The organism is Schauerella aestuarii (genome assembly GCF_009866805.1).
Classification (GTDB): Bacteria; Pseudomonadota; Gammaproteobacteria; order Burkholderiales; family Burkholderiaceae_B; genus Schauerella; species Schauerella aestuarii.
Window position 1 is genome coordinate 110,213 of record NZ_SIZW01000042.1, and the last position, 19,253, is coordinate 129,465.

Genomic DNA, 19,253 nt, shown 5'->3' on the forward strand with positions numbered 1-19,253 from the left:
GTCACCCTCCCGCCTTGGAACGACACCATGCTGCTGGCTTTGCAATCCGCACCGCTCGAAATGCTGATCCACGCCGTCGTGCTTTACCCGACGCGCCGGCTACCGCCGCATGAGCTGGCCAGCCATGCCGCAGTGGCGCGGCAACTGGCCACGTTGCATGGCGTGCCTTTCGCCGGGCTCTACGATCCGGGCGCCGCGTTGCCGGGGCGGGTGTACTACGTACCCACCGGCACATTGATCGCCGCGCCGGAACTCGACGCGTTGTCCGTTATCGATCCTACACACGTGTTCGGCGGCCATGTGCCGCATCGTTTCGTGGCCACCAAGGCGATTACACACCCGTTGATTCGACCTGATGCGCAAGCGCCCGAAGGCTGGTCGAACGCATTTACCGAGCGCGTGGCACATGCCACGCTGCCGGGTTGGACGGCCTTTTGCGAGGCCGATGCCCATGCCGCGTGCGCGCAACTCTGGCCCCGCGGTCCGGTTCGCGTCAAGCCGGTAAATGCCACGGCTGGACGCGGTCAGTCGGTCGTGACCGATGCCCGCGAATTGACGAATGCCCTGGCCGCCATCGATGCGCGCGAACTGGCGGAGTGCGGTGTCGTGCTGGAGTTGCATCTTGAAGACGTCACCACCTTCAGTGTGGGACAAGTCGTGGTCGATGGCCTGATCGCCAGCTATGTGGGCACGCAGTGCCTGACACCCGCCAATGACGGCGAGATGGTGTACGGCGGCTCGTCGCTCAATGTGGTGCGCGGCGACTTCGATGCCCTGTTGAACACCGAGTTGAACCCGCATGAACGCACGGCGATCGAGCAGGCGCGGTGTTATGACGACGCGGCAGATGCATGCTTCCCGGGCTTCTTTGCCTCGCGCCGCAATTACGACATGGTGACCGGCACCGATGCCTCAGGGCAGCCGTTGAGCGGCGTGCTCGAACAATCCTGGCGGATTGGCGGGGCGAGTGGGGCGGAATTGGCCGCGCTGGTGGCGTTTCGCGAAGACCCCAGCCTGAACCGGATTCGGGCGACCACCCGCGAACGTTACGGGTTGGCGGCTGACTGTCCGCCCGAGGCGTCGATCGTTTATCGAGGTGACGATAGCGAGTGCGGTCCGATGATCAAGTACGTCGTGGTTGAGAAGGTATGAGCACAACCAGTCAATCGATCGAGATCAATGTTCAGAACGAAGAGATCGCCGGTACCTTTCTCGCGCCGGGCACGCAGTTGCCCGGCGTGCTTTTCGTGCACGGATGGGGGAGCGGGCAGAAGGGCGACCTGGCCCGCGCCCGCGGTGTGGCGGCATTGGGCTGCGTATGCCTCACCTTCGATCTGCGCGGCCATGCCGCGACGCAGGCGCAGCACGGCCGAGTGTCGCGCGAAGACAATTACCGTGATGTGGTGGCGGCCTACGACATGCTGGCGGCACATCCGTCGGTCGATCCCGAGGCAATCGCCATCGTGGGTAGTAGCTACGGCGGCTACCTGGCCGCCTTGCTGACCACCCATCGCCCGGTGAAGTGGCTGGCGCTGCAGGTGCCGGCGTTGTATCGGGACGAGCATTGGACGATGCCTAAGGGGCAACTCAATCGCGCCGACCTCACGGCCTATCGTCAAACCCATGTCCTGCCGCAGGACAATCGGGCGTTGCGCGCGTGTTCCGCATTCAGAGGGGACGTGCTGATCGTGGAGTCGGAACACGACACCTATGTGCCGCATCCCGCGATCATGAGCTATCGCGCGGCGTTTCAGCAGGCGCATTCGTTGACGCACCGCATCATCGATGGTGCCGATCACGCGCTGTCCACCGAAGCGTCGCAGGAAGCCTACACATGGATTCTCCTTAATTGGGCGACTGAGATGGTCTCGGGCGCGCGTCTGGGCGGTCTGGGCTATGGGCCACCGGTGTTGACGGGCTGATTTGAGGTCCCAAACGGGCGATATGGGGCATCTCTTGGACGCATCAATGACATACGGTTTCCCGGGCATCCGGGGATAATGGCGGTCTGAAGCCGCACCGCTGTACCTCGAAGATATGTAGAACTCCAGCCCACTGCAGGTTCGGGCGCGTCACGCTTTATTTACCGCCATGCCCACCCTACCTTCAACGCCTCCGCCAGCCAATGCGCGCACCGGCACCTTGCTCCGCGGACTTGCCGTCCTCGATATCCTTGCTGCTGCCGGCCAACCGCTGGGGCTGGCCGAGATCGCAAGCGCGGCCGAACTGGATCTGAGCACCACATTGCGGCTGCTTCGCACCCTGGAGGAAGCGCAACAGGTATTGCGCATCGGCGACGGCAAGCGCTATCTGGCTTCCCCCAAGACCTTGCGGCCGCTGCCGCTCTTGCATCCTATCGAGCAACTGCGCCGCGAGGCCGATCCCATTTTGCGCGAGCTGGCCGCCAAAGTGGCCAAAACGGTGGTGCTCGTGATCTATCTGGGCGACGAGCGCCTGGTGGTCGACGTCATGCAGACGGCAGGCTCCTTGAGCCCGTACTACACCACCTGGCTGCACGGGCCGCTGTATGCGTCGGCACCGGGCAAGGCACTGCTGTTGACGATGGACGAGGCACGCCGCCGCACGATGCTTGGGCCGGAGCCGTATGCGGCGTTCACGACGAAAACCAAGACGTCCTGGGCCGCCTTGAGTGCCGATCTTGCCGCGGTCGATCGGGGTGTCGTCCGCATCGAAGATGAGTTCTACGACGGCTTGAGCGCGATGGCGGCAAACTTCGTGTCGTGGGACCGGCAGCCTGTGGGTTGCATCGCCATCACCGGGCATACCAGCGATTTCGACCCAGCCGCATGCGAGATGATGGCGGCCGAGTTGATCGGTTGCGCCCGGCTGATGCCGCTGCAAGCCGGATCGTTGAAGGCGCTGGATCAGTTGGTGGGGCGCTGCTGAGTCGCGCGGCCAATCGATCGACCGACTTCAGTTCCGTGTGCTTGTCATGGGCGCCGCGATGTCCTCGAGCGAGCGGCGCTCGGCATTGACCGCAAATCGCAGGGCCAGAAGTCCTGCAACGATGACAAGCAGGGCGCCGAAGGCATAGCCGGCCGCCACCGCAGTCGGGCTGCCGCTTTCGATCAGGGCGCCGAACAAAATCGGACCCACGAAGCCACCAGCGCCTGTGCCCACGGCATAGAACAGCGAGATCGCCAGTGCCCGCATTTCGATCGGAAACACCTCGCTCACGGTGAGATAGGCCGAGCTGGCCGCCGCCGAGGCCAGAAAGAAAACCGCAGACCAGCATAAGGCCTGGGTGAAGGCGGTGAGCCAGCCTTCCATGAACGCCCACCCGGTCAATGCCAATCCGATACCCGACACGATGTAGGTGAACGCAATCATCTTGCGCCGGCCGATACGGTCGAATAGCGGGCCCAGCAGCAAGGGGCCGAGCACATTCCCAGCCGCGAACGGAAAGATGTAGAGCCCCACGCGGTCGTCTGCCACGCCGTGAAATCGCGTCAGCACCAGCGCATAAGTGAAAAAGATGGCGTTGTAGAAAAATGCCTGCGACACCATCAACGCCAGCGCCACTACGCTGCGCCGGCGATAGGTGTGCAGCAGCACATGCACGATATCAGCCATCCTGGGCGCCGCGCGCGCGCCCATCGACACACCTGTATGCGCAGGGATGGGCGGCAGCGTGCCGTGCTCGGCGGCCACGCGTTTTTCGATGTCCGCCACGATGGCTTCGGCTTCGTCGGCACGCCCATGCGCCAGCAACCAGCGGGGGCTTTCGGGCACATCGCGCCGCACCAGCAGGATGGCCACCGCCAGCACCGCGCCCAGAATGAATCCAAAACGCCACCCCCAGTGCACGGGCATGACCGCCGGATCGAGCACCACCAGGCTCAGGCCCGCGCCCAGTGCCGCGCCGACCCAGAAGCTGCCGTTGATGGCCAGGCTGACGCGTCCGCGCACGCGGGCGGGCACCAGTTCGTCGATCGCCGAATTGATGGCCGCGTATTCGCCGCCGATACCCAACCCGGTGACGAAGCGGCACACCGCGAAGAACCAGAAGGCATCGGAAAACGCGGTGGCGAGCGTGGCGGCCATGTAGACGGCCAACGTGATCAAGAACAGTTTTTTGCGACCCAGCACATCGGCGAGGCGGCCAAAGAAAAGGGCGCCGATCACGGCGCCCAGAATGTACATCGACCCCGACCAGCCGACCTGGGAGGCGCTCAAGCCGAGGGTTTCCGGACGCTCCAGAATGCTGCCAAGCGACCCGACCAGCGTGACTTCCAGACCGTCGAGGATCCACGCCACGCCGAGCGCGATCACCACGCGCCAGTGCCACCGCGACCAGGGCAGCCGGTCGAGCCGCGCCGGAATGTCGGTCGTGGCACCCGTGGCGGGCACCTGAGAAAGCGAAGGGGCGGCGGTGGCGTTCATGCTTTCGCCACAGCAACCCGGGTGCCCATTCAACGCGGCGTCAGCACGGGCGTCTTCAGCAATCAGATCCCGCTTGGCGCAGGCGCGGCGTCCGGTGCGCCGTCATCCTCGCCCTCCGGACGCTTCACGCGGAACCACAGTGCGTACAGCGCCGGCAGGAACAGCAACGTCAAAATCGTGCCCACGCCGACGCCACCGATCAGCACGAAGGCCAATGGCCCCCAGAAGGTCGAGAAGGTCAACGGGATGAAGGCAAGCATGGCGGCGACGGCGGTAAGGATCACCGGTCGCGCACGCCTGACGGTGGACTCGATGATCGCGTTGTAGTCACTCAATCCGGCGGCTTGATCGTGGTGAATCTGGTCGACCAGGATCAGCGTATTGCGCATCAGAATGCCGGCCAGCCCGATCAGTCCCAGGATGGCGTTGAATCCGAAGGGCTGGTTGAAAAGCAGCAGCGTGGGCACGGCACCCACCAGGCCCAGCGGCGCCGTGGCCAGCACCATGAACATCGCCGCGAATGAGCGCACCTGGATCATGATGACGGTGAGCATGGCCAGCAGCATGATGGGAAACACCGCCGCCAAAGCCTTGTTGGCCTTGCCGCTTTCTTCCACCGAGCCGCCGGTATCGATGTGATATCCGGGCGGCAGGCCCGCTTTCAGATCCGTCAGGAGCGGCAGCACCGCGGCGGTCACGTCGGGCGGTTGCAGCCCGTCCCGGATATCGCCCTGTACGGAGATATAGGTTTCGCGATCGTAGCGTTTGAGGACCTGATCTTCCATGCGCGTTTCGAAACGCGCCACTTGCTCGAGCGGCACCGTACGGCCATCTTGCGTGGTCAGATTGATGCCTTTGAGCGTACCCAGGGCATGGCGCTCTTCATCTGGACTGCGCACCAACACATCGACGATACGCAAGCCTTCGCGCACCTGCGTGGCCACGGCGCCGTTCAAGCGCGCGGCCAGTTGTTGAGCCGCATCCCGCGGCGTCAAGCCGATCAATCGCAGGCGCTGCTGGTCGAATACCAGTTGCAATGACGGGGTGCGTTCGCCCCAGTCCAGGTGAACGTCGAACGTATCGGGGTGGCGCGAAATGATTTGCCGCGCCTGCTCGGCGATCGTGCGCACATGATCCACGTCCGGACCCATCACGCGAAAGACGATGGGATAGGGCACCGGCGGCCCGAACAGGAATTGGCTGACCCGCACGCGAGCTGCCGGAAAGTGGCCGTCGTTGACCATCCGCTGGATCTTGTTCTTCAACCGATCGCGGGCAGCGGGATCGGCCGTTTGAATCACCATCTGCGCGTAGGCGGGATTGGGCAATTCAGGATTCAGCGAGAGGAAGAAACGGGGCGCGCCCTGGCCGATATAACTGCTCACCCATGTGGTTTCGGGCTCGGCCTGCACCGCCCGTTCGATGGCCTTGGTGAGGTCTTCGGTGGCCGCGTAGGCCGAGCCGCTCGGCATGTAGACGTCGACCGTCAACTCTGTGCGATCGGAGTTGGGGAAGAATTGCTTTTTGACGGCGCCCATGCCGACCACGGCCAACGCAAAGATCACGATCACGATCGCGGCAGTCAGCCACTTGCGATCGACCGAGCGCCGCACCCACCGGCGCAGACGCTGATAGTTGCGGGTGTTGTAGAGCGCATCGTGGCCGCCGGGCACGACTTTGATATCGGGCAACATTTTCACGCCCATATAAGGCGTGAAATACACCGCGACCAACCATGACACGATGAGCGCAAAGCCCACCACCCAGAAGATGTTGCCGGCGTACTCGCCGGCCGAAGACTGCGCGAAACCCACCGGGAAGAACCCGATGATGGTAACGAGCGTGCCCGAGAGCATCGGTGCGGCGGTCGCGCTCCAGGCGTACGTCGCCGCAGTGATGCGGTCGGCGCCTTCTTCCATCTTCACCACCATCATCTCGATGGCGATGATGGCGTCATCCACGAGCAAGCCTAGCGACAGGATCAGCGCGCCCAGGGTTACCCGATCGAATTCGCGGCCCGTGGTCAGCATGATCACGAAAACGGCAGCCAGGGTGAGCGGCACGGCCGCGGCAACCACCAGACCCACGCGCAGGCCCAGCGTGAGCAGGCTCACGATCAACACCACGGCAAGTGCCATGAAGAACTTCAACATGAATTCGTTGATGGCTTCGTCGATCACGTGGGCCTGATCGGACACTTTCACGAACGACAAGCCCAAGGGCAGTTCGCGCTCAAGTGCGGCGGCTTCCTTGTCGAGCGACGCACCCAGCGTCAAGCCATTGAAATGCGGATCCATGATCACGCCCAACATCAACGTCGGCTCACCCTGGTGGCGAATCGATGCGGTGGGCGGATCTTCGTAGCCGCGCCGCACCGTGGCGATGTCGCCCACGGTGAGCGTGCGGCCGTTGGCCGCGATGGGAATGGCGCGCACGCTTTCCACGCCATCGATGGCCCCATCCAGGCGCAATTGGGTGCGCGGCCCCTGCGTTTCGATAAAGCCCGCTGCCGTGACGTCGTTCTGCTTGGCAAGCGCATCCATCAGGTTCTGCGGCGTGATCCCAAGGGTGGCCAGCCGGTCGTTGGCGACTTCGACGATAAGCTTCTGCGGCTGCTCGCCCAGGATATTGACCTTCTGTACACCCTCGATCTTCAACAGCCGCTGGCGTAGCGTCTCGGCTTGCTGCACCAGTTCGCGATGGGGCAAGCCTGGCGCTTCGAGCGAAAACAGCGAAAAGTAAACGTCCGAATATTCGTCATTGAAGAACGGGCCTTGCACGCCTCTGGGCAGATAAACCGATTCATCCTGCAGCTTCTTGCGTATCTGATAGAACTGCTCGCCCACCAGCTTCGGTGGCGTGCTGTCGCTCAACACCACCTTCATCGTCATCGCGCCCGGCCGCGTGACGGTCTCCACGCGGTCGTAGTACGTCAATTCCTGCAGCCGTTTTTCCAGGCGGTCGGCCACCTGGTTCTGCATCTCGTGCGCAGTGGCGCCGGGCCAATTGGCCGCCACCGTCATCACCTTTACGGTGAAGGACGGATCTTCGGCGCGCCCCAGTTTGAAAAAGGCCACTGCACCGGCGATGGCGATGGCCAGAATGAGAAAGAGGGTGATTGCGCGCTCGCGCACGGCCAGCGCCGAGAGATTGAAGCCGGTCATTTAGGCGTGTCTCGCGCGGACAGGCCAGCGGCTTCTTCGGCGCTGGCCACGCGAACCTGCTGGCCGGCGTTGAGCAGATGCGCACCCAGTGCCACCACGCGTTCGCCCGCCGCCACGCCGCCCAGCAACGCAAACGTCTCGGTGTCGAGATCGCCCACCTTCACGTCGCGCCAGACGACCGTGTTGGTTTTGGGCTCGACCACCCATACGCCTGGGCCATTGCCGCGGTCGAGCATGGCGCCAAGCGGTGCGCGCAGCGTTTGGATGGCCTGTGGGCCTTCGTTCAAGGTAAGGGTGACCGTTGCACCCAAGGGCGCCTGCGCCCCGGCCGCATCGAGGGTGTAGCGCGCCCGGTAGGTACGCGTGGTGGCATCGGCCGACGCTGAGAGCTCACGCAGGCGGGCCGGAAACTGCACGCCAGGCTGCGCATACAGTCGCGCCGTGGCGGGCAGATCGGCCAACCCGCGCTGACCTTCCGGCAGATCGACTTGCGCTTCGCGTTGGCCGTCGCGCGCAAGCACGATCACCGTCTCACCGGCGCTGACGACCTGGCCCGGTTCGGCGGGAACCTGCATGACCACGCCATCGGCGTCGGCCGTCAAAGTGGCGTATTGCGCTTGATTGGCGGTGCGGTCGGCATCGGCGCGCGCGGCACGCAACTGCGCCTGCGCCGCATCGGCTTCCGCACGCGCCTGGTCGTACACCTGACGCGACACGGCACCCGGCTCGACCAGCTTGCGCAAACGCTTTTCGTCGGCCGCGGCGCGGATTTCCTGCACACGGGCCGATTCGACCGCCGAGCGAGCCGAGGCGGTCGACAACTTGAAGTCGGTGTCGTCCAGACGCATCAAGGGTTGACCGGCCTTGACGCGGTCGCCAGGGTCGACCATGCGGGCGGCAATTTTTCCGGCCACGCGAAAGCCGAGATTGCTTTCGGTGCGCGCGCGCACCACGCCGGTGTATTGATAGGCCGCATGCGCAGCCGGCTGCAGGACCACGGTTCGCACCAGCGGCGGCGGCGGGTTGCTGGGCGGATCGGCACGGCAGCCGGCCAAGATGGCCGACAGCATGACAACCGAACCGAATGTAGCCTTACGGATAAAACCTTTGTGCGCCATGACGTCCCTATCTTGTGCGCCGAAAGTATAGTGATGAGTGACGATTTCGTAAAGTCGTTACTAGCGTCGAATGCCCCGCAGCACGAGCGCACTTAGGCGTTGGGCGCCAAACTCGAGATCGTCGTCAAGCGTCTGCTGCAGAATTTTCGGATGCGCCACACAGGCCATGGTCGACAGGATCGCGGCGGTGGTCTCGTCCAGCGAGGTTTCCGTCTCGAACACGCCGGCTTGCCGGCCTTCCTCGACGATATGGCCGATCGCCTTCGCCATGGTGATCTTGTGGTTCTCGATGGCCTGCCAGCCTTCGTTCATGGCCACGTCCACCATGTCGTGCAGCTTTCGCTCATTGAAGAACAGCCGCAGGCTTTCGGCGAGCAGCGTGTCATACAGCGCGGCGAACTTCGCTTCGCTGGGCAGCGGCCCGTATGCAACCGCATTCAACGCGCGCTCGATGGTCGCCAGCGTCAGGCTGCAGACGGCCTCGCAGATGGCAAGCTTCGAGTCGAAGAACTTGTAGACGTAGGCGGTCGAAACGTCCAGATCGGCAGCGATTTCGGCGATGGTGGTCTTGGCAAACCCGTAATGGCGAAAGCGCGCGTCGGCGCGCTCGACGATGCGATCCCGCATCTCGTGCTGCAACGGCCCGCGTTGACCGGGCGTTTGCGTGGCGGGAAGCGCATCGGGGAGGGGGGTAGACATCAGTGCGATGACCGGTTCAAGGCGCGCGGGAAGCGTCGTTAGGACGGGTTTCGATTGGTCCCTCTGCAGGCGCGGCATGCGCGCGGGTGCGCGGTTGCCGCGGCGGTTCGTCCGCAGACACCACGTCGCCGGGCGCGTCACCGGTATGCACGGGCACCGGTGGTGTGGCCTCGGCACGCGCCATCCATGCGATCAGAGACGAACGCATGGCTTCTTCGACCGACATGTCGATCGGGGTCACCCACTCGACCGGTACGAATACCGTGTAGCCGCCGATCATGTATCCCATGGGCAGGTAAACGGCCACGCGGTCGCCCTGCGTAAACCCTTCCGGCAAGCCCGCCACGCCTTTGCGGGTGACCAGACCCACCACTTCGAGCGGCTGACCGGGCATCTTCAGCACGACCACCTGCTGCTTGTTTTGCGAGCTGCTGGGCGTGAAATAGTCGGCGAAGCTTTTGAGCGACGAATAAATGCTCTTGACGACAGGAATGTTCGTAAAAGGCAGTTCGACGAACGACATGAAGCGCCGCACGCGGCGTTTCGATACGAGGTAACCGAGAATGATGATGCCGACGACGCCGAGCGCCAGCCCCATGCCGGGAATATAAAAATCACCGACGAACGGGCGCAGCACGCCAAAGGCCAGGGCTTCGGTCCAGGCCAGAAAAATGTACAGCAGGTACACGGTCAATGCGATCGGCAGGACCGTGATCAACCCACGAAAAAAATACTTCGATAACCGCGACATCGCGTCGAACTCCTAAGGCGGATGGGGGCGGGGAGGGAACGGGCACGCATGCTCGAGAGCGCAGGAGCATAGCAGTCCACTAGCGGATCATACGATGCTCACTCGCCGACGAGGTTTCATTGCGCAGCGATTTCTAATTATGCGGGTAGAAAAGCGATGAAAGCGCGATAGATGGGCGAGGTTGGGCGAAAATGCGGGTGCTTGGACGGTTGCGACCGGCAAGCGGGACCATCATCTCCTGTGCACAGCCACATCCTCCGAAGCGCCGTGCCCGTTGCAGCGGGGCAGTCAAGCGGTATGAAAGTTGCCGCGTTGCATCAATGCCGCGATTTCAGCTGCCACCATATCCGGCTTGTCCTTGTGCGGGGTATGCGCGCAATCGTCGATCTCGACCAGTCGCGTCTGCGGCACTCGTCGCGTGATACCGCGAATCTGCTCGAGGGTGCCGTATTCGTCGTTCACGCCCTGCATGGCCACCACGTCGCAGGTGATGGCGTCGAGTTCCGCTTCGATATTCCAATGCCGAAATTCGGGGGCGAGCCAGGCATCGTTCCAGCCCCAGAACGCCGAGTCCACGTCGTCGTGATACCGCGCCAGCCGGTCGCGCAGGCCAGTGGTCAGATAGGCGTCGCGCGCAATCGCCAGATTTTTGATGGTGACGTCTTCCACGAAGATGTGGGGGGCGGCGACCGCGATGCCGGCGGCCCGATCGGGAAATGCCGCGGCGTAGAGCAGCGCGATCGACCCGCCATCGCTGTGGCCGTAAAGGAAGGGCGGCTGCCGCGCGGTATCGACGCCCAACGCGGCCAGCACGGCCGGCAGCACGCGGTGAGCCTGGTCGTGCAGATAATCGATGGGCCACTTTTCGTCGGGTGCACGCGGCGTGGATCGACCATAGCCCGGACGGGAGTACAGCAACCCGCGGCAGCCGGCAAGCGTGCACACGGCTTCGGGCCAGTCGCGCCAGATGGCGACCGAGCCCAGGCCTTCGTGCAGAAATACCAGCACCGGCGCGTCCGGTTGCGCCGAGCCGATCCAACGGTACTCGATGCGCAGGGGGCGTCCTGAAACGTCGATTTCGCAAAACTGAGGCGTATTCATGGTCGTCATTGCCAGACAGGTTGGAAAAGGGCTGGTGAAGTGATTTGGCCGCCAGGCGGTGTCAGGGGAGTTCGGCGGGGTAGCTATCGAGCTGCAACCGGATTTTCTGCCGGATGTCCCAGTCCGAAAGCGTGGCTTCGACTGCGCCATAGAACACGCCATCGCGCACGAGATACATGGCAGGCAGATGGAACACTTCGTAGCGCGCGACCAGCCCGCCGTTTGTGCCGGCGTCGATCCAGCACACGCGATCGGCCTGCAGCGACATCGCGGGCAGTTGTTCGCGCGCGATGCGACAATTGGCACAGGTACGACTATGGAAGACCAGGAGCGATAAGCCCTTGGCATCCAGCAAGTAGCGGTCGGCATCGCCGTCGCTCAATTCGACTTCTTCCACGAGGGGGCGCCTGCAGTATGACGAGAACGTCATTGTGGCAGGAGTTTGCCGTTCGGGCAGATGCCGAGTGGTGCGTAACTCTCCTTTCAAAGCTGGCCATGAACACAAGCACACAATTCGAAGACGGAAAAACGCGCTGCAATTGGGTGACGGTATCGCCGCTCTATGTGGCCTATCACGACGACGAGTGGGGCCGCCCGGTGGGCGACGACGACGGCATCTTCGAGCGGTTGAGCCTCGAAGGGTTTCAGTCCGGCTTGAGTTGGCTCACCATTCTGCGCAAGCGGCCGGCCTTCAGGGCTGCCTTTGCCGATTTCGATGTGGCCACGGTGGCAGGTTTCGGCGAGCGCGATGTCGCGCGCTTACTGGGCGATGCAGGCATCGTGCGGCACCGCGGCAAGATCGAGGCCGTGATCAACAACGCCGCGCGGGCGATCGAGCTCAAGCGGGAAGCCGGGTCGTTGGCGCAGTTTCTCTGGTCGTTTCAGCCCCCGCCCCAGCACCCCGACGATGCCATGACCCCGCGCACCACCTGCGATGAGGCCATCGCGTTGTCCAAGGCACTCAAGCAGCGGGGCTGGAAGTTCGTCGGTCCCACGACGATGTACGCCGCCATGCAGGCGATCGGGCTCGTCAACGATCATGCGCCCGACTGCCATTGCCGTAAGGCGGTCGACAAGATTCAAACTGCGTTCAAACGCCAACTGGCATCGCTGCACAAAAGCGTAACCGTCGATAGCGCATAATCGATATTGCATAATCGATATTGCTTAAACGATATTGCACAGTCGAGTGCAATTTTCTTTCAAGGTTGTGCTCAAGGGGCGCGGTTGCCTATGCTCAGATTGCCCATTCTCTACAGTTTCCGGCGCTGCCCGTATGCGATGCGGGCTCGGCTTGCCATTGCAGCGGCAGGCGTGTCGTGTGTGCTGCGGGAAGTGGTTCTGCGCGACAAGCCCGCTGCGCTCCTGGCGGCGTCGCCCAAAGGTACGGTGCCGGTGTTGGTGGACATCGATGGCCGCGTGATCGAAGAAAGCCTGGACATCATGCTCTGGGCGCTGAAGAAGAAGGATCCGCTGGGCTGGATGCCTGCCGCGCCGGTCGAGCGCGCGCAGCACGCGGCCTGGATTACCGATTGCGAACGCGACTTCAAACCGCATCTTGACCGCTACAAGTACGCAAGCCGTTTCACGGATGTGGATGCGGCGGCGCATCGCGATCGTGCCGGTTTTTTCCTGGCGCGACTGGATCGGCAATTGAGCACACACAACGCGCTGTTTGGCGAACACCGCATGTGGGCCGACATCGCCATCTTGCCCTTCGTACGCCAATTTGCCTTGACCGACATCGACTGGTTTGCGAGCCAGCCCTGGCCGCATCTCCAGCGATGGCTGGACGACTTTCTGGCTTGGCCATTGCTGGAGATGGCGATGACCAAATTCGAGGCCTGGGACCGTGTGGGCGCGGGCGTCGTGTTCCCCGATGCGTGCGCTTACCAGGAGCCTTGGCATGACCAATAGCGCGATCCATCATGACCGCCGGCGCTGGCTGTTGGCCGGTGCGGGCGCGGCGGTGCTTACCCTCAGCGGTGCCATGGCCGCGGCCGGTGTTCGGCCTGCACGCGGTTCGTTGGCGGCCTACGGATGCGACGGCACTGCGCCGGCCGGGCCGACGCAGACGGCATCCATACTCGCCGGATCGCCGGTCGAGGAGATCGACCGGGAGCTGAATCGCTGGCTCATCACGCCGCAGGCTGCGTTGACCAGCATGGCGCCCGCGGCCTTTGGGCTGCAGGGACGCCCGCTTGCGTGCGCGGCGTTTTCAATCGCGGAGCGCGCGCACCTTTCGCGGGCGCTCGCTACGCCAGATGCGTTGGATGCTGTGCAGCCGGGCACGGCCCAGGTGCTGGATGCGCGCACCCTGCGCTTCGACGCGCACGAACGCGCGCTTTTCGACGTTCGCGGCAGGGCGGTATTGCGGCGCAGCAACGCCGATCGCCTTTGGGTCGTTCTCGATCGCGTCGAGCGGCCGGCGGATCTGGTGAAGTGGTGGGCCTTCGGCGCCGACGTCGTGGTCGTGCCGAGCAATCTCGACCGATGGGCGACTGACGCAGAGGAGGTCATGCGGCACGCCGGCGTACGTTCGCCAGAGGCATGCCGTGCGGCGGGGCTCCTTGTACGCGCGTGATGGGCACGCTGGATGCGCTGGCGCGGGCTATCTTCATTTTTGCGTTGCCATCATGCGCAATTCACCGATCGAGTCACCCGATAGTGCCGGCCGTGCCGGATCCGCGTCACCTGCCGTCATCGCCGAACAAGCCGCTCGCGCCTGCGAACTGGGCGGGCTGAATTACGTCGACGATCAAAGTGTGGGGATCACGCGCCGCCTGCTGCGCGGAAAATTCGCTTACTTCGATGTAAAAGGAAAGCGAATCAAGGATGCGTGCCTGGTCGCGCGGATCAATGCGCTGGCCATTCCTCCCGCCTACGAGGAAGTCTGGATTTGCCCGGACGAAACCGGCCACATTCAAGCCACCGCACGCGATGCGCGTGGCCGCAAACAGTACCGGTATCACGACGATTGGACCGCCTTGCGTGACGCGAACAAGTATTCGCAGTTGGTGGCTTTCGGCGATGCGCTGCCGAAAATTCGGCGGGCCGTGGATAAGCATCTGGAGGAGCCCGGTTTGAGCGAGTGCAAGGTGCTGGCCGCCGTGGTGCGTCTGCTGGAGACCACACTTATTCGAATCGGCACGCCTGAATACGCACGCGACAACAAATCGTATGGGCTCACCACATTGCGCCGCCGCCATATTTCCATGGCGGGGCAGAAAATGCGGTTCCGCTTCAAGGGAAAAAGCGGCGTGGAGCATGACGTGACCATCAATGATCGCCGCATCGCTAGCGTAATGAAGCGCTGCATGGAGATCAGCGGTCAGGAGCTGTTCCACTATTTGAATGACAACGGCGAAAAGCGCACGGTGGGTTCGGGCGGCGTGAACGATTTTCTACGCGATACCGGCAAGGGCGAATTCACGGCCAAGCACTATCGCACTTGGTCGGGATCGGTACTCGCGATGTCGGCCTTGCAGCAGATTCCCTGGGAATCGCCTGCCGCGGCCAAGCGCACCGTGGTCGACGTGGTGAAAGCCGTGTCAAAGAAGTTGGGCAATACGCCTTCGGTGTGCCGGGCGTGTTATATCCACCCCGCAATCATCGAGCATTATCTTGAAGGCACGTTGCCGGCCAAGTCGGCGGCGAAGGGACCGCGCGGGCTGGATGCCGACGAGCGGCGACTCTATGCCTTTCTGCAGACGGTCGAAGCCTGACGCGGCATCCCAGCAGCACTGCTGCGGGAAGGGCACCGCGATCCCTTTTGCGGCACAGTAGCAATCACGGGATGGCCGCCAGCTAGAATACGGGTTTGCAGCTCTGGGCTGCAGTCATTTACCCGCCTTCATGTCCGACGTCATCGCCCTGGTTTTCGATTTTGACGACACGCTAGCGCCCGACAGCACGTCGGGCTTTTTGGCGAGCATCGGTGTGGATACCGCTGCGTTCTGGAAGGACGCGGTCGATCCGCTGCTGTTCGAGCAGGATTGGGATCCCGTGCCGGCCTATCTGCATCGCATGATCGAGTTGTCGCAACGCGGCGATCACGGCACCATCACGCAAGCCCGTTTGCAGGCCTGGGGCAGGTCGTTGCCGTTGCACGATGGCGTTCCCACATTGTTTGCCCGTCTGCGAGAAGCCTTGCGGGCCACGCATCCCCAGGTGGCGCTGGAGTTCTATCTGATTTCCAGCGGCATCGGCGACGTGGTGCGTCACACGTCGATCGCACATGAATTCACCGATATCTGGGCCTCCGAGTTCACTTACGATGCGGCCGGCGGCATCGCGTTTCCGCGCCGCATCGTGAGTTTTACGGATAAAACCCGCTACGTATTTCATATCCAGAAAGGCATTATCGGTGCGGCGTCGCGCAGCAAACCTTTCGAGGTCAATCGCAAGATCCCTGAAGAGCGTTTGCGCGTGCCGCTCGATCAAATGGTATTCGTGGGCGACGGCTACACCGATATTCCTTGTTTTTCACTGATCCGGCAGGCGGGCGGTTTTGCCTTCGGCGTGTGGGATCCGAAGCATCGGAACAAGCGGAGCCGGGCCTGGGGCTTCATCGAGGAAGGGCGCGTGTCCAATCTCAATCAAGCGCGCTACGATGAAGACGCCGAGCTGTATCAATGGCTGGAAGAGGCGCTTGCCAGCGTGGCGGGGCGCATGGCCATCAAGGCGAGGGCCTATCGTGGCTGAGCCCAGTGTGCCGAGCGCGACGGCGGCGTCCAATGCAACAACTTTTATTTTCAATGCCGATATCGACGCCGCTTTCATGGACGCCGCGCTGGAAGAGGCGCACGCCGCGCAGGCGCTCGGTGAAGTGCCGGTGGGGGCGATCGTGGTTTCGGCCGATGGGCAGATCGTGGGTCGCGGGTGCAATCGCACCATCATCGATCACGACCCCACGGCGCATGCGGAAGTGGTGGCGCTGCGCGATGCCGCCCGACAGGCCGCCAATTACCGCCTTCCCGGGCTGACGCTCTATGTGACGCTGGAGCCCTGCATCATGTGCATCGGCGCCATGCTGCATGCGCGGCTGGCGCGAGTGGTATACGGCGCCAACGATCCCAAAACCGGCGCCTGCGGCAGCGTGCTCGACATCGGCGCCGTGGCGCAACTCAATCACCATACGACAGTAGAAGGGGGCGTGCGCGCCGAAGCCTGTGCGAACATTCTCCGCACGTTTTTCCGCGCCCGCCGCCGCAAGGACATCGCAGCATGACGACCCCGCAACACAACACTGATATTTATTTGTTCTCGCCCGCATCGGCGATCGGCCCCGAGGCCGACATCGCGCTGGGCCGCGAGCGTCTGGCCGCCCAAGGCTTTCCAACCACCCTGGATGCATCGGCGCTGGCCGTGCACCAGCGTTTTGCCGGCACGGATGCGGAGCGGCTGCAAGCGATTGCCCGTGCCATTGCCCAGCCGGCGCCGATCGTGATGGCCACGCGTGGGGGCTACGGCCTCACACGTCTGCTGCCGCATATCGATTGGCGTGCCGTCGCCGATAGCGACAAGCGATTCGTTGGCTTGAGCGATTTCACCGCCTTCAACCTGGCGCTGTTGGCGCAGACAGGTGCCGAAAGCTTTACCGGACCCACGCTGGTCGCCGACTTCTGCCAGCCCGAAGTGGATGACCTGACCGACGCACTGTTCGGCGAAGCCATGCGCGACGAACTGGAGATTCTCAGTTTCGAGTCCGAGGATGCCGATCCGGTCGATTGCCGGGGCACGCTCTGGGGCGGCAACCTTGCGGTTCTGACCGCCTTGATCGGGACCCCATACATGCCGAGCATCGGCGGCGGCATCCTGTTTCTGGAAGATGTGGGCGAGCATCCCTACCGTATCGAACGCATGTTGATCCAGCTTTGGCAGGCCGGTATCCTGCAACGCCAGAAGGCGATCGTGCTGGGCCAGTTCACGCAGTACCGGCTGGCGCCCCACGATCGCGGCTACGATCTTTCCGAAGTGATCGCCTGGCTGCGTCGCGAGGTGAAGGTGCCTGTGCTCACCGGCTTGCCCTACGGCCATGTGCCCACCAAGGCCACATTGCCGATCGGCCGCAAGGTGGGCTTGGCCAGCGAACCCGGCATGGTGCACCTGGTATTGATCGAGCACACGCACGACCATGCGCATCCTCACAATCATGGCGCGGAGGGACACGATCCCCATCATCACGACGACCATGCCCATTGCGGTCCAGAATGCGGGCACACGGCCTCAAGCTGACGCCGTCATCTGCGCTTGGTACACTGTTCGATTGATTTTTTGCCGGCGCCCCTTGCCGGCCGTGTGCAGGCAACCGCATCAGCGCCCCGTTTTCAGAGCGGGGTTGTTGCTTTTTGGCCTGCCGCGCCAGCATAACGCCCACTAGCGACCTTTATCTTGATCCAGACAGCCAATCTCACTATCCAGTTCGGCCCCAAACCGCTTTTCGAAAACGTCAGCGTCAAATTCGGCGAGGGCAACCGCTACGGGCTCATCGGCGCCAACGGCTCCGGCAAATCGACCTTCATGAAGATCATCGGGGGCGACCTCGAGTCGACGGCAGGCAATGTGTCGCTGGAGCCGGGCGTGCGCCTGGGCAAACTGCGCCAGGATCAGTTCGCGTTCGAAGACAAGCGCGTGCTGGATGCGGTCATGATGGGCCACAACGAGATGTGGGACGTGATGGCGCGTCGCGATGCCATCTATGCCAATCCGGACGCCACGGAAGAAGACTACATGGAGGCCGCCAACCTGGAGGCCAAGTTCGCCGAGTATGACGGCTACACCGCCGAAGCGCGCGCCGGCGAATTGCTGCTGGGCCTGGAAATTCCGGTCGAGCAGCACAACCTCCCCATGCGCGAGATCGCGCCGGGCTGGAAGCTGCGTGTGCTGCTGGCGCAAGCCCTGTTTTCCAATCCCGATGTGCTGCTGCTCGACGAGCCGACCAACAACCTGGATATCAACACGATCCGCTGGTTGGAAAACGTGCTCAACGGCTATCAGAGCACGATGATCATCATCAGCCACGATCGGCACTTCCTGAATGCCGTGTGCACCCACATGGCCGATCTGGATTACGGCGAAGTGCGCGTGTACCCGGGCAATTACGACGACTACATGCTGGCCTCCACGCAGGCCCGCGAGCGTCAGCAGGCCAGCAACGCCAAGGCCAAGGAGCGCGTGAGCGACCTGCAGGATTTCGTGCGTCGCTTCGCCGCGAATAAATCCAAGGCTCGTCAGGCCACGTCGCGCTTGAAGCAGATCGACCGCATCAAGGCCGAGACGGTGGTGGTCAAGCCCTCGTCGCGTCAAAATCCGTACATCCGCTTCGAGCAGAACAAGGTCATGCATCGCCTGGCCGTCACGGTCGAGCAGTTGACCAAAACCTACGATCAACCGGTCATCAAAAAATTCTCGGCCATGATCGATGCGGGCGAGAAGGTCGCTATTATCGGCGCCAACGGCGTCGGCAAGACCACGCTGCTGCGCTTGCTGGCTGAAGACATCAAGCCCGATAGTGGCGAGATCAAGTGGTCCGAAAACGCGGATCGCGGCTACATGCCGCAGGACGTGTCGGAGGACTTCCAATCCGATGTCAATCTGTTCGACTGGATGGGCGACTATCGCCAGCAGGGCGACGACGACCAGTCGATGCGTTCGGTGCTAGGCCGCTTGCTGTTTTCGAGCGACGACATCCCGAAGGCAGTCAAGGTGCTGTCCGGCGGTGAGAAAAACCGCATGAGCTTCGGCCGCCTGATGCTGGGCCGGCACAATGTGCTGCTCATGGATGAGCCCACCAACCACCTGGACATGGAATCGATCGAGTCGCTGCAGCACGCGCTCGACCTGTTCGAGGGCACGCTGGTGTTCGTGTCGCACGATCGCGAGTTCGTCTACGGCTTGGCTACGCGCATCATCGAAATCCTGCCGTCCGGCGAGATCGTCGATTATCGCGGCGGTTACGAAGACTACCTGCAATCGCGCGGTATCGAGAGCTGATTGCAGGCACGGGCCGCGGCG

General features: G+C 63.0%; 18 protein-coding genes. 11 read left to right on the top strand and 7 right to left on the bottom strand.

Annotated elements, in window-relative coordinates; all coding sequences use genetic code 11:
• Positions 1-27 precede the first annotated feature (27 nt).
• The 3 genes from EYW45_RS15615 (at position 28) to EYW45_RS15625 (ending at position 2,907) form a co-directional block, all read left to right on the top strand.
• The gene (locus EYW45_RS15615; RefSeq protein ID WP_202444755.1) at positions 28-1,152 is read left to right on the top strand and encodes a DUF3182 family protein; all 1,125 of its coding nucleotides are present in this window, start codon (positions 28-30) and stop codon (positions 1,150-1,152) included.
• Positions 1,149-1,922, top strand: coding sequence for an alpha/beta hydrolase family protein (locus tag EYW45_RS15620; RefSeq protein WP_161136367.1), 774 nt, complete (start codon positions 1,149-1,151; stop codon positions 1,920-1,922). Before EYW45_RS15615 ends, EYW45_RS15620 begins: the two co-directional genes overlap by 4 nt.
• 169 nt (positions 1,923-2,091) lie before the next feature.
• Positions 2,092-2,907, top strand: coding sequence for an IclR family transcriptional regulator (locus EYW45_RS15625; protein WP_161136368.1), 816 nt, complete (start codon positions 2,092-2,094; stop codon positions 2,905-2,907).
• Positions 2,908-2,934: 27 nt separating this feature from the next.
• Here the strand turns inward: EYW45_RS15625 and EYW45_RS15630 are convergent, their stop codons facing one another.
• The 7 genes from EYW45_RS15630 to EYW45_RS15660 form a co-directional block, all read right to left on the bottom strand.
• Entirely contained in the window at positions 2,935-4,404 is a 1,470-nt protein-coding gene (locus EYW45_RS15630; protein ID WP_161136369.1) for an MFS transporter, read from the bottom strand.
• 62 nt (positions 4,405-4,466) lie between these two features.
• Positions 4,467-7,568 carry an efflux RND transporter permease subunit gene (locus EYW45_RS15635; RefSeq protein ID WP_161136370.1) on the bottom strand — a complete coding sequence of 1,034 codons (3,102 nt, stop codon included), beginning with the start codon at positions 7,566-7,568 and terminating at the stop codon, positions 4,467-4,469.
• Positions 7,565-8,638 (bottom strand): efflux RND transporter periplasmic adaptor subunit, encoded by a 1,074-nt coding sequence (locus EYW45_RS15640; RefSeq protein WP_202444756.1) that lies wholly within the window; start codon positions 8,636-8,638, stop codon positions 7,565-7,567. Before EYW45_RS15640 ends, EYW45_RS15635 begins: the two co-directional genes overlap by 4 nt.
• A gap of 108 nt (positions 8,639-8,746) precedes the next feature.
• Positions 8,747-9,463, bottom strand: coding sequence for a TetR/AcrR family transcriptional regulator (locus EYW45_RS15645; RefSeq protein WP_235939091.1), 717 nt, complete (start codon positions 9,461-9,463; stop codon positions 8,747-8,749).
• Positions 9,402-10,136, bottom strand: coding sequence for a DUF502 domain-containing protein (locus EYW45_RS15650; RefSeq protein ID WP_161136373.1), 735 nt, complete (start codon positions 10,134-10,136; stop codon positions 9,402-9,404). Before EYW45_RS15650 ends, EYW45_RS15645 begins: the two co-directional genes overlap by 62 nt.
• Positions 10,137-10,424: 288 nt before the next feature.
• On the bottom strand, positions 10,425-11,237 hold the full coding sequence (locus EYW45_RS15655) for an alpha/beta fold hydrolase (RefSeq protein ID WP_161136374.1): 813 nt from the start codon (positions 11,235-11,237) through the stop codon (positions 10,425-10,427).
• A gap of 61 nt (positions 11,238-11,298) precedes the next feature.
• Positions 11,299-11,634 (bottom strand): thioredoxin family protein, encoded by a 336-nt coding sequence (locus tag EYW45_RS15660; protein ID WP_161136375.1) that lies wholly within the window; start codon positions 11,632-11,634, stop codon positions 11,299-11,301.
• A gap of 98 nt (positions 11,635-11,732) precedes the next feature.
• On the opposite strand from EYW45_RS15660, the gene EYW45_RS15665 reads away from it, so the two are divergent.
• The 8 genes from EYW45_RS15665 to EYW45_RS15700 all read left to right on the top strand — a co-directional run bounded on the left by EYW45_RS15665 (position 11,733) and on the right by EYW45_RS15700 (position 19,232).
• The gene (locus EYW45_RS15665; RefSeq protein ID WP_161136376.1) at positions 11,733-12,380 is read left to right on the top strand and encodes a DNA-3-methyladenine glycosylase I; all 648 of its coding nucleotides are present in this window, start codon (positions 11,733-11,735) and stop codon (positions 12,378-12,380) included.
• Between the two features lie 90 nt (positions 12,381-12,470).
• Positions 12,471-13,154, top strand: coding sequence for a glutathione S-transferase (locus EYW45_RS15670; RefSeq protein ID WP_161136377.1), 684 nt, complete (start codon positions 12,471-12,473; stop codon positions 13,152-13,154).
• Positions 13,144-13,821 carry a hypothetical protein gene (locus EYW45_RS15675; RefSeq protein ID WP_161136378.1) on the top strand — a complete coding sequence of 226 codons (678 nt, stop codon included), beginning with the start codon at positions 13,144-13,146 and terminating at the stop codon, positions 13,819-13,821. The genes EYW45_RS15670 and EYW45_RS15675 overlap by 11 nt, the downstream gene beginning before the upstream one ends.
• 52 nt (positions 13,822-13,873) lie before the next feature.
• Entirely contained in the window at positions 13,874-14,962 is a 1,089-nt protein-coding gene (locus EYW45_RS15680) for a DNA topoisomerase IB (protein WP_161136379.1), read from the top strand.
• 130 nt (positions 14,963-15,092) lie between these two features.
• The gene (locus EYW45_RS15685) at positions 15,093-15,941 is read left to right on the top strand and encodes an HAD family hydrolase (RefSeq protein WP_161136380.1); all 849 of its coding nucleotides are present in this window, start codon (positions 15,093-15,095) and stop codon (positions 15,939-15,941) included.
• A gap of 76 nt (positions 15,942-16,017) precedes the next feature.
• The gene (gene tadA, locus EYW45_RS15690) at positions 16,018-16,467 is read left to right on the top strand and encodes a tRNA adenosine(34) deaminase TadA (protein WP_161137055.1); all 450 of its coding nucleotides are present in this window, start codon (positions 16,018-16,020) and stop codon (positions 16,465-16,467) included.
• Entirely contained in the window at positions 16,464-17,474 is a 1,011-nt protein-coding gene (locus EYW45_RS15695; RefSeq protein ID WP_161136381.1) for an LD-carboxypeptidase, read from the top strand. Before tadA ends, EYW45_RS15695 begins: the two co-directional genes overlap by 4 nt.
• Positions 17,475-17,630: 156 nt before the next feature.
• Positions 17,631-19,232 (top strand): ABC-F family ATPase, encoded by a 1,602-nt coding sequence (locus tag EYW45_RS15700; protein WP_161136382.1) that lies wholly within the window; start codon positions 17,631-17,633, stop codon positions 19,230-19,232.
• Positions 19,233-19,253 lie beyond the last annotated feature (21 nt).